This window comes from Ruegeria sp. YTSA135, assembly GCF_059610165.1.
In genome coordinates this window covers 105,362-122,520 of sequence record NZ_JBXWNC010000005.1, presented here as the reverse complement: position 1 = coordinate 122,520, position 17,159 = coordinate 105,362, and the positions used below count along the sequence as shown (strand labels likewise).

Annotated in this window: 18 protein-coding genes and 1 tRNA gene; 7 read left to right on the top strand and 12 right to left on the bottom strand. The window is 55.9% G+C overall.

Features of this window, described 5'->3' with window-relative positions:
- Positions 1 to 12: 12 nt before the first annotated feature.
- Positions 13 to 621: a tetratricopeptide repeat protein gene (locus AC2FIT_RS08755; RefSeq protein ID WP_496828599.1), complete on the bottom strand. Its 609-nt coding sequence runs from the start codon at positions 619 to 621 to the stop codon at positions 13 to 15.
- Between the two features lie 30 nt (positions 622 to 651).
- On the opposite strand from AC2FIT_RS08755, the gene AC2FIT_RS08750 reads away from it, so the two are divergent.
- The 4 genes from AC2FIT_RS08750 to AC2FIT_RS08735 all read left to right on the top strand — a co-directional run bounded on the left by AC2FIT_RS08750 (position 652) and on the right by AC2FIT_RS08735 (position 4,058).
- Positions 652 to 942 carry an SCP2 sterol-binding domain-containing protein gene (locus tag AC2FIT_RS08750; protein ID WP_496828597.1) on the top strand — a complete coding sequence of 97 codons (291 nt, stop codon included), beginning with the start codon at positions 652 to 654 and terminating at the stop codon, positions 940 to 942.
- A complete protein-coding gene (locus AC2FIT_RS08745) occupies positions 939 to 1,919 on the top strand; it encodes an alpha/beta hydrolase (RefSeq protein WP_496828595.1) in 981 nt (326 codons plus the stop codon). The genes AC2FIT_RS08750 and AC2FIT_RS08745 overlap by 4 nt, the downstream gene beginning before the upstream one ends.
- An 82-nt stretch (positions 1,920 to 2,001) precedes the next feature.
- On the top strand, positions 2,002 to 3,822 hold the full coding sequence (locus tag AC2FIT_RS08740; protein ID WP_496828593.1) for a M3 family oligoendopeptidase: 1,821 nt from the start codon (positions 2,002 to 2,004) through the stop codon (positions 3,820 to 3,822).
- A complete protein-coding gene (locus AC2FIT_RS08735) occupies positions 3,819 to 4,058 on the top strand; it encodes a hypothetical protein (RefSeq protein WP_496828591.1) in 240 nt (79 codons plus the stop codon). Before AC2FIT_RS08740 ends, AC2FIT_RS08735 begins: the two co-directional genes overlap by 4 nt.
- Positions 4,059 to 4,125: 67 nt before the next feature.
- Here the strand turns inward: AC2FIT_RS08735 and AC2FIT_RS08730 are convergent, their stop codons facing one another.
- The 4 genes from AC2FIT_RS08730 to AC2FIT_RS08715 form a co-directional block, all read right to left on the bottom strand.
- Positions 4,126 to 4,395, bottom strand: coding sequence for a DksA/TraR family C4-type zinc finger protein (locus AC2FIT_RS08730; RefSeq protein ID WP_496828589.1), 270 nt, complete (start codon positions 4,393 to 4,395; stop codon positions 4,126 to 4,128).
- Positions 4,396 to 4,452: 57 nt separating this feature from the next.
- Entirely contained in the window at positions 4,453 to 5,427 is a 975-nt protein-coding gene (locus AC2FIT_RS08725) for a Gfo/Idh/MocA family protein (protein WP_496828587.1), read from the bottom strand.
- Between the two features lie 311 nt (positions 5,428 to 5,738).
- Entirely contained in the window at positions 5,739 to 6,635 is an 897-nt protein-coding gene (gene rpoH / locus AC2FIT_RS08720; protein WP_068334669.1) for an RNA polymerase sigma factor RpoH, read from the bottom strand.
- A gap of 146 nt (positions 6,636 to 6,781) precedes the next feature.
- Positions 6,782 to 7,816: an RluA family pseudouridine synthase gene (locus AC2FIT_RS08715; RefSeq protein WP_496828585.1), complete on the bottom strand. Its 1,035-nt coding sequence runs from the start codon at positions 7,814 to 7,816 to the stop codon at positions 6,782 to 6,784.
- On the opposite strand from AC2FIT_RS08715, the gene AC2FIT_RS08710 reads away from it, so the two are divergent.
- Positions 7,815 to 8,120, top strand: coding sequence for a DUF6476 family protein (locus tag AC2FIT_RS08710; RefSeq protein ID WP_068334663.1), 306 nt, complete (start codon positions 7,815 to 7,817; stop codon positions 8,118 to 8,120). The two genes, AC2FIT_RS08715 and AC2FIT_RS08710, sit on opposite strands and share 2 nt — an antisense overlap.
- A 3-nt stretch (positions 8,121 to 8,123) precedes the next feature.
- Here AC2FIT_RS08710 and AC2FIT_RS08705 read toward each other — a convergent pair whose 3' ends face one another.
- From AC2FIT_RS08705 to AC2FIT_RS08680, 6 genes are all read right to left on the bottom strand, one after another.
- Positions 8,124 to 9,107 (bottom strand): hypothetical protein, encoded by a 984-nt coding sequence (locus AC2FIT_RS08705; protein ID WP_496828582.1) that lies wholly within the window; start codon positions 9,105 to 9,107, stop codon positions 8,124 to 8,126.
- Positions 9,108 to 9,138: 31 nt separating this feature from the next.
- Positions 9,139 to 10,137 (bottom strand): glycosyltransferase family 2 protein, encoded by a 999-nt coding sequence (locus tag AC2FIT_RS08700; protein ID WP_496828580.1) that lies wholly within the window; start codon positions 10,135 to 10,137, stop codon positions 9,139 to 9,141.
- A 134-nt stretch (positions 10,138 to 10,271) separates the two neighbouring features.
- On the bottom strand, positions 10,272 to 12,263 hold the full coding sequence (locus AC2FIT_RS08695) for a hypothetical protein (protein ID WP_496828578.1): 1,992 nt from the start codon (positions 12,261 to 12,263) through the stop codon (positions 10,272 to 10,274).
- Positions 12,260 to 13,201 (bottom strand): hypothetical protein, encoded by a 942-nt coding sequence (locus tag AC2FIT_RS08690; protein WP_496828576.1) that lies wholly within the window; start codon positions 13,199 to 13,201, stop codon positions 12,260 to 12,262. The genes AC2FIT_RS08695 and AC2FIT_RS08690 overlap by 4 nt, the downstream gene beginning before the upstream one ends.
- A gap of 5 nt (positions 13,202 to 13,206) precedes the next feature.
- The gene (locus AC2FIT_RS08685) at positions 13,207 to 14,190 is read right to left on the bottom strand and encodes a glycosyltransferase family 2 protein (protein ID WP_496828574.1); all 984 of its coding nucleotides are present in this window, start codon (positions 14,188 to 14,190) and stop codon (positions 13,207 to 13,209) included.
- A 302-nt stretch (positions 14,191 to 14,492) separates the two neighbouring features.
- A tRNA-Leu gene (locus tag AC2FIT_RS08680) sits at positions 14,493 to 14,579 on the bottom strand.
- Between the two features lie 143 nt (positions 14,580 to 14,722).
- Here AC2FIT_RS08680 and AC2FIT_RS08675 point away from each other — a divergent pair.
- A complete protein-coding gene (locus AC2FIT_RS08675) occupies positions 14,723 to 15,382 on the top strand; it encodes a DsbA family oxidoreductase (RefSeq protein WP_496828572.1) in 660 nt (219 codons plus the stop codon).
- Positions 15,383 to 15,421: 39 nt separating this feature from the next.
- The gene (gene lipB, locus AC2FIT_RS08670; RefSeq protein WP_496828570.1) at positions 15,422 to 16,078 is read left to right on the top strand and encodes a lipoyl(octanoyl) transferase LipB; all 657 of its coding nucleotides are present in this window, start codon (positions 15,422 to 15,424) and stop codon (positions 16,076 to 16,078) included.
- A 419-nt stretch (positions 16,079 to 16,497) separates the two neighbouring features.
- On the opposite strand, the gene AC2FIT_RS08665 is transcribed toward lipB, so the two are convergent.
- Positions 16,498 to 16,917 carry an HIT family protein gene (locus AC2FIT_RS08665; RefSeq protein WP_496828568.1) on the bottom strand — a complete coding sequence of 140 codons (420 nt, stop codon included), beginning with the start codon at positions 16,915 to 16,917 and terminating at the stop codon, positions 16,498 to 16,500.
- Between the last annotated feature and the right edge of the window lie 242 nt (positions 16,918 to 17,159).

Sequence of the window (17,159 nt, the reverse complement as noted above, 5' to 3'; positions counted from 1 at the left end):
TGCCCCGATTTGTCAGAGGGCCGAGCCCTCGACCTGAGGCTTCAGTCGATTCACCGCATTGGTTACTTCTTCGTGATGCGGATGTATAGCCAGCGCCCGCTGATAAGCCTTCAGGGCCTTTTCAGGTTGCTCAACTATCTCGAAAATCAGGCCCAGCCCGAAAATGGCCTCGTAATTGTAGGGGTTCAGCGTCAGCGCGTGTTCCAGGTCAGCCGCGGCCATGCCAAAGCGATCCATGCCAAAAAACGCCGACGCGCGCAGGTGCCAGCCTTCGGCAAACCCCGGCGCATGGTCGGTCAGCGCGGTCAGGTGTTCGATTGCGGCCACCGTATCCCCGTCATCCAAAGCCTCGCGCCCACGCTCAAGCAGCAAATCTGCCGATGCTGATCCCGATTGAGACCAAAGCGCCTTGAGCTGCCGATCAATGCCAATCGCCTGTTCCGGCGTTGATTGTGCCAATTCCTTTAGCAAGGCGGCTTCGTCCCTCGAGTCCGCTTGTTGCGCAAGCAGACTGGTGGAAAACATGACCGTGACAAAAAGTGCCGCTACGGTACGTTTGAGATTGTCGATTGCAATACCCATAACAATGCGCAGTGTAGCGTTGCGACCGGGGATGTCCATCCACGGCGCATCAACAAAATGAGGAACACCATGAGTGACACTCTTGAAAAAGCAGCGGCCGCGCTGAACGACAAACTCTCGGGCGGTGATTTCGACTCGACCGCCAAGTTTGATATCAACGGCATGGGCGCAATCGTTCTGGATGCAAACGGCGCGCGCGTCAGCGACGACGACGCAGAAGTTACGTTAAGCGCAGATGCGGATACGTTCGAGCAAATCCTGAGCGGTGACTTGAATCCGACCGGCGCATTCATGTCAGGCAAGCTGAGCGTGGACGGAGACATGAGTGTCGCCATGAAGCTCGCCTCGGTACTGGCATGACCGAGTTGTCGCCGGCCCCTTTCTTTGCGGACGTGGCCGGCGGACCCGCCGGTGGGGCGGCACATTGGATCACGACCGCAGACAACACCCGTATCCGTGTGGGTCACTGGCGCTCGGACAACGAAACGAACGGCACGGTGATGATGTTCCCGGGCCGAACGGAGTACATTGAAAAATACGGTGGAGCGGCGACTGAATTCATAGACCGAGGATTTGCATTTCTAACGGTTGACTGGCGTGGTCAGGGGCTGGCAGATCGCCCGCTGCCCGATCCGCGCGTCGGGCATGTTGAAAAGTTCACTGACTATCAGCAGGACGTGCTTGCAACTTTGGACCTCGCCGAAAAACTTGGCCTACCAAAGCCTTGGTATGTGGTTGGTCATTCGATGGGTGGTGCGATTGGCCTACGTGCAGTGCTTGAACGTGACAGCTTCGCCGCCTGCGCCTTTACCGGCCCGATGTGGGGCATCTTTTTCACGCCAATCATGAAACCGCTCAGCCGGCTCACGGCGTATTGGGGCCCGCGGATCGGGCTTGGGCAAAAGACACCCCCGACCACAACGATGGAAAGCTATGTCGTCTCACAGCCTTTCGAGGGAAATATCCTGACGCGCGATCCAGCTATGTACCAGATGATGAAAGACCAGCTTGCGGCCCATCCTGAACTGTCGCTGGCAGCGCCCTCGACGATCTGGCTGCGCGAAGCATTAGATGAATGCGCCTGGCTGATGGCGCAAACCGCACCCACGACGCCTGGCCTTACCTTCCTGGGCAGTCACGAGCAAATCGTTGACCGCAAGGCAATCCGCGCGCGGATGGAAAACTGGCCCAATGGGACGTTGGTCGAAATTCCTGATGGTGAACACGAAGTTCTGATGGAGCCGCCCGAGGTGCGCGGCCCGGTGTTTGACCAAATTGCGGCGCATTTCATGGCGACGCAGTCAGGTGCCAAGACCGCGACCACATTGTCCAGCTAACCGCCCCCTTGCGCGAAGGCGGCTTGTGATCCGGGCCGCCCAGGCCTAGATGTTTGCCAAAGCAGATAATCCGAGGTGATCCATGCGCGACCTTCCCTTTCCCGTCCGTGACGCAAACGCAGCCGGAGGCACCGGCGATCTTGGCAACCTGCCGGAATGGGATTTGACCGACCTTTATAGCTCGGATGAAGCACCGGAGCTGGACCGCGATCTAAAGTGGCTTGAGGGCGAATGCGCCGCCTTCGCAACCGACTATGAAGGCAAGCTTGCTGATCTGGACGCCGATGGGCTTTTGACCTGTGTCCAAAGAAACGAAAAGATCAACACGATTGCCGGGCGCATCATGTCCTTCGCGGGTCTGCGCTATTACCAGCTGACCACCGATGCCGAGCGCGCCAAATTCCTGTCGGACATGCAGGAAAAAGTCACCATCTTCACCACTCCGCTGGTTTTTTTCACGTTGGAAATCAACCGGATCGACGATGACGCTTTGAAAGCGCGCTTCGACGCGAATGCTGATCTGGCCCGCTATGAGCCGGTCTTCCGCCGCATCCGCGCGATGAAACCCTATCAATTGTCCGATGAGCTTGAAAAATTCCTGCACGATCTGGGCGTGGTCGGCGACGCGTGGGAGCGCCTGTTCGACGAAACCATCGCCGGGCTGACATTCGACGTTGACGGCGAAGAACTGAACATCGAGGGCACCCTGAACCTGCTAACCGAGCAGGACCGCAGCAAACGCGAGGCCGCGTCTCGCGAGTTGGCCCGTGTGTTTCAGGACAACATCAAAACCTTTGCACGTGTGCACAACACGCAGGCCAAGGAAAAAGAAATCGTTGACCGCTGGCGCAAGATGCCAACGGCTCAGACCGGTCGTCACCTGTCAAACGATGTCGAACCAGAAGTGGTCGAGGCGCTGCGCGAGGCCGTCGTTGCCGCCTATCCCAAGCTGAGCCATCGTTACTACGAGTTGAAACGCAAATGGCTTGGCCTAGACGTCATGCAGGTCTGGGACCGCAACGCGCCGCTGCCGATGGAAGACACCCGCGTTGTTGGCTGGGATGAGGCTGAAAAGACCGTGATGGAGGCCTATAACGCCTTCGACCCCCGCATGGGCGAGATTGCATCGCCCTTCTTCAGCAAAGGCTGGATCGACGCGGCGGTAAAACCGGGCAAAGCGCCGGGCGCGTTTGCTCATCCAACTGTGACCGAGGTGCATCCTTACGTGATGCTCAACTATCTGGGCAAACCAAGGGACGTGATGACGCTGGCGCATGAGCTTGGCCACGGTGTCCATCAGGTTCTGGCCGCCGACCAGGGCGAAATGCTGTCATCGACCCCACTGACGCTGGCCGAAACTGCGTCTGTCTTTGGTGAAATGCTAACGTTCCGCAAGATGCTGGATCAGGCAGAGACCCCAGAACAGCGTAAGGTTTTGCTGGCCGGGAAGGTCGAGGACATGATCAATACCGTGGTCCGCCAGATCGCGTTCTATGACTTTGAGTGCAAGCTGCACGCGGCGAGGCGCCAAGGCGAACTGACCCCAGATGACATCAACGCCCTGTGGATGAGCGTTCAGGCCGAAAGCCTTGGCCCGGCATTCGAATTCATGGACGGGTATGAGACTTTCTGGGCCTATATCCCACACTTCGTCCACTCGCCTTTCTACGTCTATGCCTATGCCTTCGGCGACGGCTTGGTGAACGCGCTCTATTCGGTTTACGAAAGCGGTTCCGAAGGGTTCGAGGACAAGTATTTCGAAATGCTGCGCGCTGGTGGGTCCAAGCACCACAAGGAGCTGCTCGCCCCGTTTGGGCTGGACGCAAGCGATCCCAAATTCTGGGACAAAGGCCTTTCGATGATATCTGGCTTCATCGACGAACTTGAGGCGATGGAGGGGTGACACCGTCGTCGAAGGATGGGCGCTGGGCCACGTTCAAGGCCAAACTGCGCCCTATCCTTGCGCGCATCCGACGAACCGTGCCCCGTGGTTTGCGGTTCGTCGTAGGCATACTCATGATTATTGGTGGTGTTTTCGGGTTCCTGCCCGTGTTGGGTTTCTGGATGATCCCGTTGGGCGTAATGGTGGCCGCAATGGATGTTCGGTTACTTATTCGCTGGTGGCAAATGTCCAAATGACTTGTCTGCGCAGGGATTGCTGGGCATGTGCACGTTTCGATCTTCCTGCACATCCCGGCGTATCCAACTATTTAAGCTGACTATCCTTTGACCCACGCCGATTTATACCGCCACGTGAGCTAAAAGCTGCATCACGTTCTTGCTGACATTCCAGGCACAATTTGACGCCAGGCAAGGCAATCCGTCGTTTTTCAGGGATCGGCTCTTCGCATTCAGCACAATAGATGAGGCTATCGCCAGAAGGCCGCCTACGTGCCTGCATCCGCGCCAGTTCGTCCGAAATAGACGCTTCTATCTGTTCACTCACCGCGCCGTCCCGCGCCCAGCCGCCAGCCATGTTCTCCTCCTGATTTGCTGTTTTACACAGTAAACCCGCGGAACGCAGCGCGGCAAGTCAGAGGGAAACAGCCCGGTCCAACACAAGGTCAATCATCTGTTGCGTCCCGCGTGAGAATTCCAGCGGACATGGATACGCCTCCCCGTCGCGGACCGAACGGCAAAACGCCTCGACCTGAAGTTTATAGTGATCGTCGCCGGGGAAACGTGTGACCTGAACCTCAAGCCCCGGTCGATGCAGCTCAACACGCGCCTCTCCGAACACACGGGCATTAAACGGAGCGGTCAGACGGATTACCCCACCTTCACCGTGGAACACCATCTCCTGATGCGGGTGCATGCGGATTGAGACATAGCTGGAATAGGTGAAATCCGGGAACTGCGCCCGAATTTCGGTGAACGTGTCTATTCCATCCTCCCAGCGGATCGCTGATTGTACCTTAGTGGGTTCCTGACCCGTCGCGAACCGGGCGCTGCCGATCACATAGACACCAATATCCCGAAGCCCGCCCCCGCCTGTTTCCGCGCGGTTTCGTATGTTTCCGGTGTCCGCGCGGTTGTCAAAGCTGAACGCCCCAGTCACATGAACAAGTTTACCTATAGCCCCGTCGGCTATCAACTTTCGCACAAACTGCCACTGCGGATGATGAACGATCATGTATGCTTCGGCGGCCAGCAGACCCGTCTCATCCCGTTTCTGGATCAAGGGCGAAAACTCGTTCGCTGTCATGGTCATCGGCTTTTCGCACAACACGTGCTTTCCGGCCTCCAGCGCCTTCAGGCTCCATTCCACGTGCATATGATTAGGTAGGGGGATGTAGACTGCCTCAATCTGAGGGTCCGCCAGCAAAGCTTCGTAATTGTCATAGACCGTCAGATCGGGGCAAAAGGCTTGAAACGGTTCAGCCTTTGCCGCACTGGACGTCGCCAACCCCGCCAAACGCGCGCCGTTGGCAGCATGAATCGCGGGAGCCATGTATTGCCGTGCGAACTTAGCGGCGCCCACAACGCCCCACTGAACCGGTTTTTGCATATTCTCCTCCAAGATTCGTTATTCATTGGCCGAATCTGATGGTTAACGCTAACAGTTCGGTTTTATGAATTTCTATCAATCAAAAGGCTTCAAGTCAGGCTTTTCTATTTCACAAGCCTGTATGATTTCTGGAAACAGATTGTTTACGCGAAAACCGGTGTTTTGTCAGATGTTTGCGCAAGGCAACTGAAGCTGGTTTCCTGGGTCCCGTACTTTGCGGTTCTTGGAATGATCGGTGACGCGAAGCCAGGTTGGCTGACGGTAACAAAAAAGCCCGCCATGATAAGCGGGCTTTCCTCAAATGGTGCGATTTAGACCGCGTTTAGCATTCCTTTTTCGCGTGCCAGCTCTCGCATCTTTTTTTGCAGCTTTTCAAAGGCACGAACCTCGATCTGACGAATACGCTCGCGACTGACATTGTACTGCACGCTCAACTCTTCCAACGTCACAGGTTGGTCCATCAACCGGCGTTGCGTCAGGATGTCTTTTTCCCGGTCGTTCAGAACATCCAATGCGGCTGCCAAAAGTTCGCGGCGTGCGTCCAATTCGTCACGAGCTTCATAATCTCCGGCCTGATCGGCATCTTCGTCCTCCAGCCAATCCTGCCACTGCATCGTGCCTTCACCTTCGGACCCGACGGTCGCATTCAGCGAGGCATCCCCACCGGACATCCGGCGGTTCATGCTGATGACTTCTTCTTCTGTCACGCCCAGATCATTGGCGATCTGCGCGACGTTTTCAGGACGCAGGTCGCCCTCTTCCAACGCACCGATGCGCGCTTTGGCCTTGCGCAGGTTGAAAAATAGCTTCTTCTGCGCCGAGGTTGTACCCAGTTTTACCAGCGACCACGACCGCAGGATGTATTCCTGAATCGAGGCGCGAATCCACCACATGGCGTAAGTCGCCAACCGGAACCCTTTTTCGGGATCAAAGCGTTTCACCGCCTGCATCAGGCCTACGTTGGCCTCGGAAATCACCTCGGCCTGCGGCAATCCATAGCCGCGATACCCCATGGCGATCTTGGCCGCCAGGCGCAGGTGCGATGTCACCATTTTATGCGCCGCTTCAGTGTCTTGTTCTTCCACCCAACGCTTGGCAAGCATGTACTCTTCTTCCGGTTCCAGCAGCGGAAACTTGCGAATTTCCTGCATATAGCGGTTCAGGCCGCCTTCTGGCGTCGGCGCGGGGAGATTTGCGTAATTTGCCATGTTTCATGTCCCTCCGACAAATGTTTAAGTCTTTAACATTGGATATGGTCATCCATATCAACTCGTTCAAGAGGTCACATTACCAGTTTGGAATTAACGTTAGATAAAGGAAACCTAAGAAAGTCTTATTCACGCAACTTTGCATTTTATGTCAGCGGTGCGTGAAGTTGATCAATTAGTGTTTGCATGTCATGGGGCAAACCGGCCTCGAACCGCATATTTTTACCTGTGACGGGATGCTCAAACCCCAAAACAGCCGCGTGAAGCGCTTGTCTTGAAAAATCGCGAACAGCCTCGGACGAAGTGACGCTGAACGCCTTTGCGGCCAGTTTTCGTTTGCCGCCGTAAACCGGATCGCCCACCAGACCATGCCCGGCATGTGCCATATGAACGCGAATCTGATGCGTGCGTCCGGTTTCCAGCCAGCATTCGATCAGCGCCAGCCCTGCCGGTGATCCAAAAGTTTCAACCACGCGCGCCCGCGTAACCGCGTGACGCCCGCCGTGAAACAGGACGGCCTGTCTTTGCCGGTCAGTCTTGTGTCGCGCCAACTGAGTCGTCAGGCGCATGATGTTTCCGGGCTCAAAGCTGACACCTTTAACACCGCGCAGACGCGGATCATTTGCATCGGGCACGCCATAGCAAATAGCGCGGTAATACCGCTCGACCGTATGTGCCTCGAACTGAGCGGCCAGACCGTGATGCGCCGCGTCTGATTTCGCAACCACCAGAAGACCGCTGGTTTCCTTGTCGATCCGGTGCACAATTCCCGGCCGTTTCACCCCTCCGACGCCAGACAGATGATCACCGCAATGATGCAACAACGCGTTCACCAGCGTCCCTCTTGGTGACCCCGGTGCGGGGTGAACAACCATGCCTGCGGGTTTGTTGATGACAATCAGGTCATCGTCTTCAAATACAACCTCCAGCGGGATGTCCTCGGGGCCGATGTGGCTGTCTTCGGCCTCGGGCACGGTGATCGCGACACTTGCGCCACCAACCACCTTGGCCTTTGGGTCGATGGCCGCAACACCGTTAATCAGTACAGCACCTTCGTCGATCAACTTGGCCAATCGGGTTCGCGACAGGTTTTCCTCGGCTGGCACATCGCGCGAAAGCGCCTTATCAAGGCGTGACGGCGGATCGGCCGCGATCTGAAATTCAATCTGACGGGTGCCCATGACTATCCCTTCCGAACCCCAAGAACCGCAGGAAACGCCGCAGCTTCGTCTGCTGCGGAGAATGGTCATGCTGCTGACCGCGGTGATGATTGGCGGGGTTCTAGTGACATTCGCCCTGATTGTCATCCGGCTATCGGACCGAACCCCCACCCTGCCCGATCAGGTCGACCTACCCGACGGGGCCAAAGCACAAGCCGTGACCATCGGCAGCAACTGGTATGCAGTGGTGACTGATGACGATCGCATTCTGATATTTGACAAGACAACGGGTCGCCAGCGTCAGGAAATTGTCGTCGAGCCGTAATGCTCAGGCTTTCAACGTCATTCGGAAAACGATTTCGGATGCGCGACTTAGCGCTTCATACTCTTCGGGAGTATCGCGACGAAACTTCTGGTCTTCCTCGCTTAACTCGACCGGGTCGAACAAACCGGGCCGGTCGGGGAAGAACTCTTGCTGAAACGCGACGTCTTTCGTGGTCAGGTACTGATCCAACCAAGCGCGTTCATCCGGCTCCAACACATCATATCGCCGGATCATGACCGGATCGCTTGCCACTTGCCGACGGAGTTGGCGGCTCTCCTTGCGCCCCATTGCCCGTGACACGATGCCAAACGCCTCGCTTGCTGCACGCGATTGAGACAGGTTCGACGGCCGGTCAACCGCCCCACCATCCGGCAACGCGACGCCGATCCGCGACATGAAATCATCCACAACATGACCCTGTACCATTTGCGCACGGTCATACAGCATTGGTACGATTTCAACACCGGGAAAAGCCTGCCGAATTTGCTGCGCTTTCGCCGAGAAGCTGAAGGTGTCCGGGTTGGCTTTTATTGTTGCCAACCGGTCCCTGACGAACGCGGACCCGATGGTAGCCAATCGGCCATTCTTGGCGCGCTGCTTGTAATCTGCCTCAAAGAAATCCGAGTAGCGGCGGCAGTAGAAGGTGATCCGCATCTCGCGCGCGGGGATTTCGGCAAACGCCTGTGCCAGCCTAGTCAGGTCACAAGAGTAAAACATCTCGGACGACACCAGACAGATCTGATCGCCGTGCATCTGATACTCGATCGCCATAAGCTCATGGAACGGGTCCATCGGCTTGTTACTCTGATTTATGTGGAAGGCAATTGAGTTGTGACTGATCGCCAGACGATTGCTCCCCTCCGCGCGGCGGCGGCCAGCCTCCATGTAATGCAGACCGACATCAGCCAGCTGCGCCTTGTTCTGGCGCACATAGGACTGTAGCGCCGTCGTCCCAGTTTTGGGCATGCCGATATGCAGCCAAAGCATCAGAGGCCTCCTGCTTGAGACGTAAACCCGCTCATTCCTTTGAGCTTGCCGCAAAATCCGCCGTCATTTGCCGCATCAGATCCCGCATTTGGGGTTGCGCCCGAAGTTCCGCAATCTTCTGTCGGTGCAGATCACAGGACAAATGGTGCAGCCGTGCGATTTCGGGGTCTGACAACATCTCATAATAGTGGTCGCGCTTGCGGTCCAGAATGACATCGATCGAGCCATCCTCCTCGGCGTTGTGGTTCATCATGTTCCAGTAATCCATACCAAGGCTATCGCCCAGGTGATGGGCCCGCCCGCGCATTTTCTTGACCAGATAGCTTTCGCAGGACTTCAGCGCGTAATGGTTGATCTGCACCAGATCGTATCCGACGGAATCCCGCGCGGACCGCCAGCTGCCGGTGAAATAGCGATCCGGCATCAGCTGCCCTGATCCGTTATACCAGTGGCACTCCTGCATGGTCTCCACTGCGGGGCGCTTGGGCCGGTGGACGCCCAGCGCAGTCCAAAGTTGTCTTTGGAACATAGTTTTGAACCCCCACGCCTGCGGCGGGCGGTGTTTTTGTTCTTGCGCAGCCAATCGAAACTGATCCGAAACGAACCGATCCTCATACCGTTCGACACCCGCGTTTCCGAAAAGCCGCCATGTCATCGAGATCATTTTGGCGTCCGGGATGGCGCCGGTCAGCGCGCGCAGCGTATTGTCTCCGGTTTTCACATTTATATGCTCATCAGCATCTATCACGATCACCCAATCGTGGGGTTGTGCGACGTCCATTTTCAGAAACTTTCTATACGCACGTTTTTGCGGGCTGCTCTGGCGTCGCGAATTGTTGTCGACATGGGTTAGAATACCCATCGTCTCCAGCCGCTTTAGCAAGGCGTCCGTGCCGTCTATGCAATCATTGGTCATCACGACCATCTGGTCGACGCCAATCGCACGGTTATGGGCCACCCATTCCAGCACAAACGGGCCTTCATTCTTCATCGGGGTGATGCTGATGTATCGGGGGTCTTGATCAGACACTTATTCGCCTCGTATTGTACCGCTTTTTGAACCTGCGCTTGATGTTCTGCGGTATCCGCTCGGGGTGCAGCCTAAACCGACTAGCCGCAGCAGCCAAGAGCGACCCGGAGTCGTTCTGAAAGGCGCTACCATTCTCATCGCGCGCGCGCCAACTGGTTGGCAAACCGTTTGAATGGTGGGAACAGGTCATGAGCTTTTTGTAAGTAGGGCCTCGCCTTTTCCTTTTCCCCCCGCCGAAGGTAGATTTGCCCGGCTTCGCCTTGAATGACTGGGGTATTGTCGTCAATGTCAGCGGCCTGAATGATCTGATTTTGCCCTTGGTCTTGAGCGCCTTTTCTTTCCAGGAACTTTCCCATTGCGAAAATCAGAAAAGGGTTGCCGGGATCACAGGCCAAAGCGTCGGCCAACATCAGTTGAGCACGCGTCTGGTCCGCATCGGCCTCGTACAGTGTTGCCAATCTCTTGTGATAAAGCGGGTTTTCCGGCCAATCCGCTGAGGTTTTTCGCATCACGTCTATCGTTTCTGCAAGACTGGATACGCCCAAGTACCAACTCAGCATCGCTTGGGCGGCGGATACGGATGGATCATCGTGTTCGATGCGTATCAGATTACCAAAGCTCTCTTGCAGACGCTCTAATCGGAAACGGTCGTCAAGAAGCCTGCGCGCCTTTTGGTCCAACGTCAGATCAGACCAATCCAACAAGATAAGATCGAAGTTGCACGGCTGTCTGGCCAGCACCTTATGTTGCACCAGATAGAGGTTGTTAAAGGGAGGGAAACGTTGACGCCGAACTTCTCTTTGAAGGCGCCAGTCTGCGGGCGGAAAGAGCCGGAAAGACACCTGATCTCGGTACAGCATTCGCGAGCTCAACACCACCACGTCCGGGCGCAGAGGTTTGGCCCAAAAAGCACGTGCCAGGTTTCGACTTGCCGACCAACGTTTTTTTTGCGCCCCCAAGGTGGCGGCCCGAATAGCCAGAAGAACGGCGTAGTCCTCGGGCCAAAGATTGGCATTCTTCAATCCTTCCTCGGCCAGACGTTCACATTCTTTCCAATTGGACAGGCAAAAACAGTTTAGCGCCTGCAAAACCGGCATAAACGCGTTGTCTAGGTTTTCTTCGAGAATGGGTTTCGCAAGCGCGTATGCTTGTTCAAACTGGTCGTTCGCCGCCAGATATTGCGCTGCCTTGGCGTAAACATGCGACGCCTCAGAGACATTCAAGAAGGCCTTTGGCCCCTTGGCAACACGACCAATCACCCGAAGGTTCGCCTCTGACATTTGTTGCTCGGTCAGAACATCTTTGAACACCAAACGTTGCCGGCCGGAAATTCTGGCCGCCGCCATTGAAAACGCCGAGATGTAGGGCGCAATCACCTGCTCGGCCCGTGACATGGTGTAGAGTTCAAGAAAGTCGCCCTGCGCTCGGGTCATGCCCGACACATCCGCAATATCCGACATCCGCAGCACTTGCGGATACCGGTTTTGAAACCGGGTGATTAGTTCAGGCTGATCGGAAAACATGATGGCTGTTTGCCCGGCGTTTGCCTCAAGATGCGCCTCGTAAAGCTCTTCGGGTTCGATTTTTGCGGGCCATGTCGTGTGCTTCCAGGGCAAACCGTTCAGGATGTCGCCTCGTCTGATATGGTAGGCTGACACGCCCTGCCCCGACAGTTTTTCATCGGCGCGCGCCATGACCTTTCGAATTTCGTTGGTAAAACCGATCCGATGGATGAAATCCCGATACCTTGGGCGAATGGTTTCGATATCCTCCCACGGAAAGGCCAAAACCTCGAACCCTTCCTCAACCAGAACCGAGCGACCATCATTCAGATGCGCGATCAGGCGCTCGGCAGAGTTGTCGCCCTGAAAGGCCCAGATCGGCAAAGCCTGAGAGTTGAGCCTGTCAAACTCCTCGGCATCAAGGAAATGCGCATCCATCCAATCCTGTGTGAACAACTCTTGCGGCTGATCCAATTCCGGCGCGTCAGACCCTTGCGGGAACCAATTGACCTTGTAAGCGGTGCCAAAATCCTCGGCCAAACGAATGCAGGTCAGCATCATCAGCAGGCGCGCACCCATCCTGTCTTTGCGCTGTCCAATGAACACCCCTTTTGCTGACGTCATTGGGACCTCTCGCCCTCGGCCATAGTGGCGCGGCGCAGTAACCGGAACCTCTGGCGCGCCTGCCGGACCAATTTGGGATGGCGCTCACCCGCCTGCGCCTCGATCGCGCGCATGACCATCGGAAGGTTTCGACGCGCGCGCATCATTCGATAGAATTCGCCGGGTTCAAGCGAACCATCCATTGCCTTCAACATCACGGGCTTCAGAATATCCAGCTTTCTAAGCATCGGCGCCGCAAAATGGTTCGAAAACCAAGTTTTTAGGAGCACGACATTATCGCCTTGCAACCGCGTAACCTGCCGTCGATCCAGATCGAAGAACGGATCATAAAAAACATAAGCCTTACCGGCGCGTTTCACCGTTTGTGCGGCATCCCCCAAGGGCAGATCCCAATCCTGCACCTGCCCGAACCGATATCTTGTTTCCCAAGGCACCAGCCGTTCATCCAGCGATGTTTGCGGGTTAAACGCGACAACATTTGCGCCCGGCACCAGCCCGGAAAAGACCAGCGCCCCAAACCCACCCATCGAAGCCCCGGCAAAGACAACCTGATCGAATTGTTTGAAAAAGCCTTCTGCCGCGCGGTTCTGGAAATAGGTGATGATCTCGGGGTCACGGTACCATGCCTTGGTGCGTGCAAAGACCCCCATATGAGACCAGCCCGCATCACGAAAGAACTTCCACCCCCAGGGCTCGCGGGCAAAAGACAGATCGTTGGCGTTGGCGATATTGTCAAAGCTGACAACCAACTGAGACGCAGAGCGATGGTGAAACAACACCGAATGCCGTTCAAGCTTTTGCAGGAAACCTGCGCCATCGCCACCCGGGTAAAGCTCAACAAACCACGGTGGAGCGGGATCGGTCAAAATGCGTTCGAACCCCGTTTTTCGGTCGGGGTGATCAGGTTTCAACTGCTGTTTCGATAGGTCGTCTGCCATGATCCTCAGATTAGATTATCTGCCAGCCACAGCCGAAAATCCACCCAATCCGGGCGCATCTTGATTTCGGCGATCTTGGCCCGGTGCCAATCACAGGCCTGTTTATGCAGCGCCCCCAGGGTTTCGTCCGCTTTTAGCTTTTCCAACAGCGGTGCGGCACGCCGAGCGATGGGCTGGATAGACGGGTCGGGCTTTTTGTTTGCATTCATGTCCTGCCAATAGGACTGGCCCTGATCCACCTTGATGTGATTGGTGCGCCCGCGGTCACGCTTGATCAAAAAGCCATCCAAAGACCGGACCGAATAATGATGCAGCCGCCCAAGCGAATGGTCGAACCCACGCCAAGCCCGCCACCCCACTTTGTCAGCCGGAAACAACTTGCCACCCGCATCAGACCACGCAATCTCAGCCGCCTTGCCTTGCGCGATTCCTTTTGGGCGGTGCGGCCCGAAGCGGGTAAACTTACCGTTGTTGCGAAACAGAGTCTTAAGACCATAGGCCCGGCCCGAGTGATACGGAAATTCTGTATCCCCCATCGCAAAAGCCTCGGTCACTGGTTTGTCTTCAAAACTGATGTTTCCGGAACTTCCAAACAGCTTCCACGCGAATGAGATTGCATCCACCGGTCGACCCGCGCGGCTCTCAACCTCAGCGATAAGTGCGCCAAAGCTGTTGTCTCCGTGTCGGATATTCCAGAACTCATCCACATCAAGGCACAACAGCCAGTCCGCCTCTTTGACCTTCGGCTGTCGTCGCGCCTGTCGGAGCATCTGGTGCTGCGGGTTGCCGCCCTCTTTCACTTCGTTCACGACATGTGTCGCCAGCCCAAGGTCCTGCAATCTGCGGGCGATATCGTCCGTGCCATCCTCACAATCGTTGGTAAAGATCACAAAGTGATCCACCCCGATCGTTTTATGGAATGCGACCCATTCCAACATGTATGGGCCTTCGTTCTTCATGGTGGTGAATACGGTAATGGCCTGCGACATCAATACTTCCCGACTTTCGTTACCCCTTGTCATACACATCCGAACGTACCGCGGCGAGACTGTAATTGAACCAGTCAATCGAAGCCGCACGGATCCGTGATTGTGACGTGGGTGCCCGAGACAACCATCCTTCAACACGGCCTGCATTCGGCCGATGATTGCTTGATGTTCTGTCTGGGCGGGAACGTTAACAGTTCGACTTAATCTGCTGTAAGGCAAAGCCCCAAGACATCTGGTCATCCACCCCAAGAAGGTTTGGTGGCCTTCAAGTTTGTCGAAAAGGATTGAGACAGTCCATCACTTGGTGCGGTCGAGAAGACTCGAACTTCCACGGGTGTTACCCCACAGCGACCTCAACGCTGCGCGTCTACCAATTCCGCCACGACCGCACTACCAGTGACTTGGTAGAGGGGCATATAGACGCTGACGATCAGGATGTGAAGAGGCAAAAAACACGCCGGTTTGAATTCCTTTAAGGTGCCGTATTCTGTACCGACAAGGTACAACGCAACACACCGCAAGGAGCATGAATATGTCTGCCGCCGATACACACCCCGCTGTTCAAGTTGACATCGTGTCGGACGTTGTCTGCCCTTGGTGTATTGTCGGATTTCTGCAACTGGATCAGGCCTTGCAGCAAACAGGTATACAGGCGCGTATCAGGTGGCATCCTTTTGAATTGAACCCGGCCATGCCACCGGAAGGCCAGAACCTGCGCGAGCATATAATGGAGAAATACGGATCGACGCTGGATCAAAGCCAGCAGGCACGGCAACAGTTGACGAAACTGGGGGCCGAACTGGGGTTTGCGTTCAACTTCGACGATGACAGCCGGATCATGAACACCTTTTCAGCGCATCAATTGCTGGACTGGGCAGAGACGCAGAGTCGTCAACACCCACTGAAATTGGCTTTGTTCAAGGCGTATTTCACCGACCAGAAAGACATTTCTGAAGTTGATACCCTCTTGAATGCGGTCTCTCAGGCCGGACTGGACGCCGAGGCTGCGCGATCGGTACTCGAATCCGGCCAGCAGGTCGGCTCCGTGCGCGAAAAGCAGGAGTTCTGGACCAGCCGTGGCATTTCCGGCGTACCGTCGATGGTGTTTGGCAGCAAATACCTAGTGACAGGGGCGCAAGGTGTGGACGCGTACCGCCAGATTCTGCACCGCTGTATGGCCGAGGCCGCCTGACCCCTTTCCCTTGCTGCGTCCGCGCGATAAGAAACCGTCATGGAATGGAAGATCACCGATGGTTTGACCGATTACACCGAAGCCGTTGCCTTTATGGAGGCGCGCGTGGCTGCAATCGCGGCGGGTGAAGCGGATGAATGCATCTGGCTGCTGGAACATCCACCGCTCTACACGGCTGGAACATCGGCCCGGATCGAGGATTTGACAGACCCTCATCGGTTTCCAGTTTATGAATCCAAACGCGGCGGGGAATACACCTATCACGGCCCCGGTCAGCGTGTGGCCTATGTCATGCTGGATCTCAACACGCGTGGCAAGGACGTGCGTGAGTTTGTCAAAAAGCTTGAGAACTGGGTGATCGCAGCCTTAGCGGAATTCAGCGTTAAGGGTGAGATTCGCAATGGCCGCGTCGGCGTCTGGGTACGGCGGGACGACAAACCGTTAACCGCAGCCGGACGCCCCGCCGAGGACAAGATCGCAGCCATTGGCCTGCGTCTGCGCAAATGGGTCAGCTTTCACGGCATCTCGATCAATGTTGAACCAGACCTTGAGCATTTTTCCGGCATCGTCCCATGCGGCATCACCGAACATGGCGTGACCTCTTTGGTCGATCTCGGCTTGCCGGTGACAATGGCCGATGTTGACGCCGCCCTTCAAAAAACCTTTGCGGAATATTTCGAACCGGTCGAAGCCTGAGCGCGACCGAATCGTTTGTTTTCCCCCAGGTCAATTGACAATGGGCGAGCCAAATTCGCTTTGTTTCCATGCGGGGCTGAATTTCAGCAATAAGATCGCTGAATCTGGGGTTATTTCGGGAAATACACACTCTGCCGAATACAAAACGTCGCTTTACGGCTAATGTAATTTAACCGTTCTGGAGTGAGTGGTGTGTTAACCGGATAGCCTGATTGTTTTAGGTACCGGAAAAGTGTTTGGTTACGAGTCTGCCGTTCCGATCCCCAATCGGAACGGCAATTTTCTTCCAGAAACGTAGCGAATCGTTCCCATACAATTAGCAGCCTAGTGACTCACAGCGGCGGCAGACGCCATGGGATTCTCGCCTTGGCTTTGTCGCAACAGTCCAGCCTCCACGGCCCGACATACATCGCAACGGATCAGGCCAGAGCGGCCTTAATCTTGTCTGCGTGTTTGGCAATCAGGTCGAAATCACCCATCTTCCCGGGTGGCCGCATCGCGACACCTTCCTGACGCGGCAGGATGTGGAAATGCAGGTGGAACACCTCTTGCCCTCCGGCGGCCTCATTGAATTGCTGGACGGTCACACCATCCGCATCAAACGCCGTGACCACAGCTTTCGCCAGTTTCTGAACGGTTGCAGTCACGGCGGCAAGTTGCTCAGGGGTTGCATCCAACAAGTTGCGGCAGGGCGTTTTCGGGATCACCAGCAGGTGCCCGTCTGACCGCGGCATGATATCCATGAAGGCCAACGTTTCCTCATCCTCGTACACGCGGGTTGAAGGGATTTCCCCGCGCAGGATCTTTGCAAAGATGTTTTCGGGATCGTAGGCGGCCATACTCTTTCTCCGATTTCGAGTGTTGGCGTAGTTCTGCGGCCCTGTTCACCGGGGGTCAAGGTGGAACTCTGCGCTGCTTCAGACCAGGGCCTTAAAGACCCATTGAAATCGCTAACTCAGCCGCCAAATACATCGCATCAATGGCAACGATTTCGCGGCATCCCCTCCTACCCGCGACAATTATTCTTGATCCAGATCAAACTCCGCCATTGAAGGCGCGTTCAACGCAATTTAAAACCAGC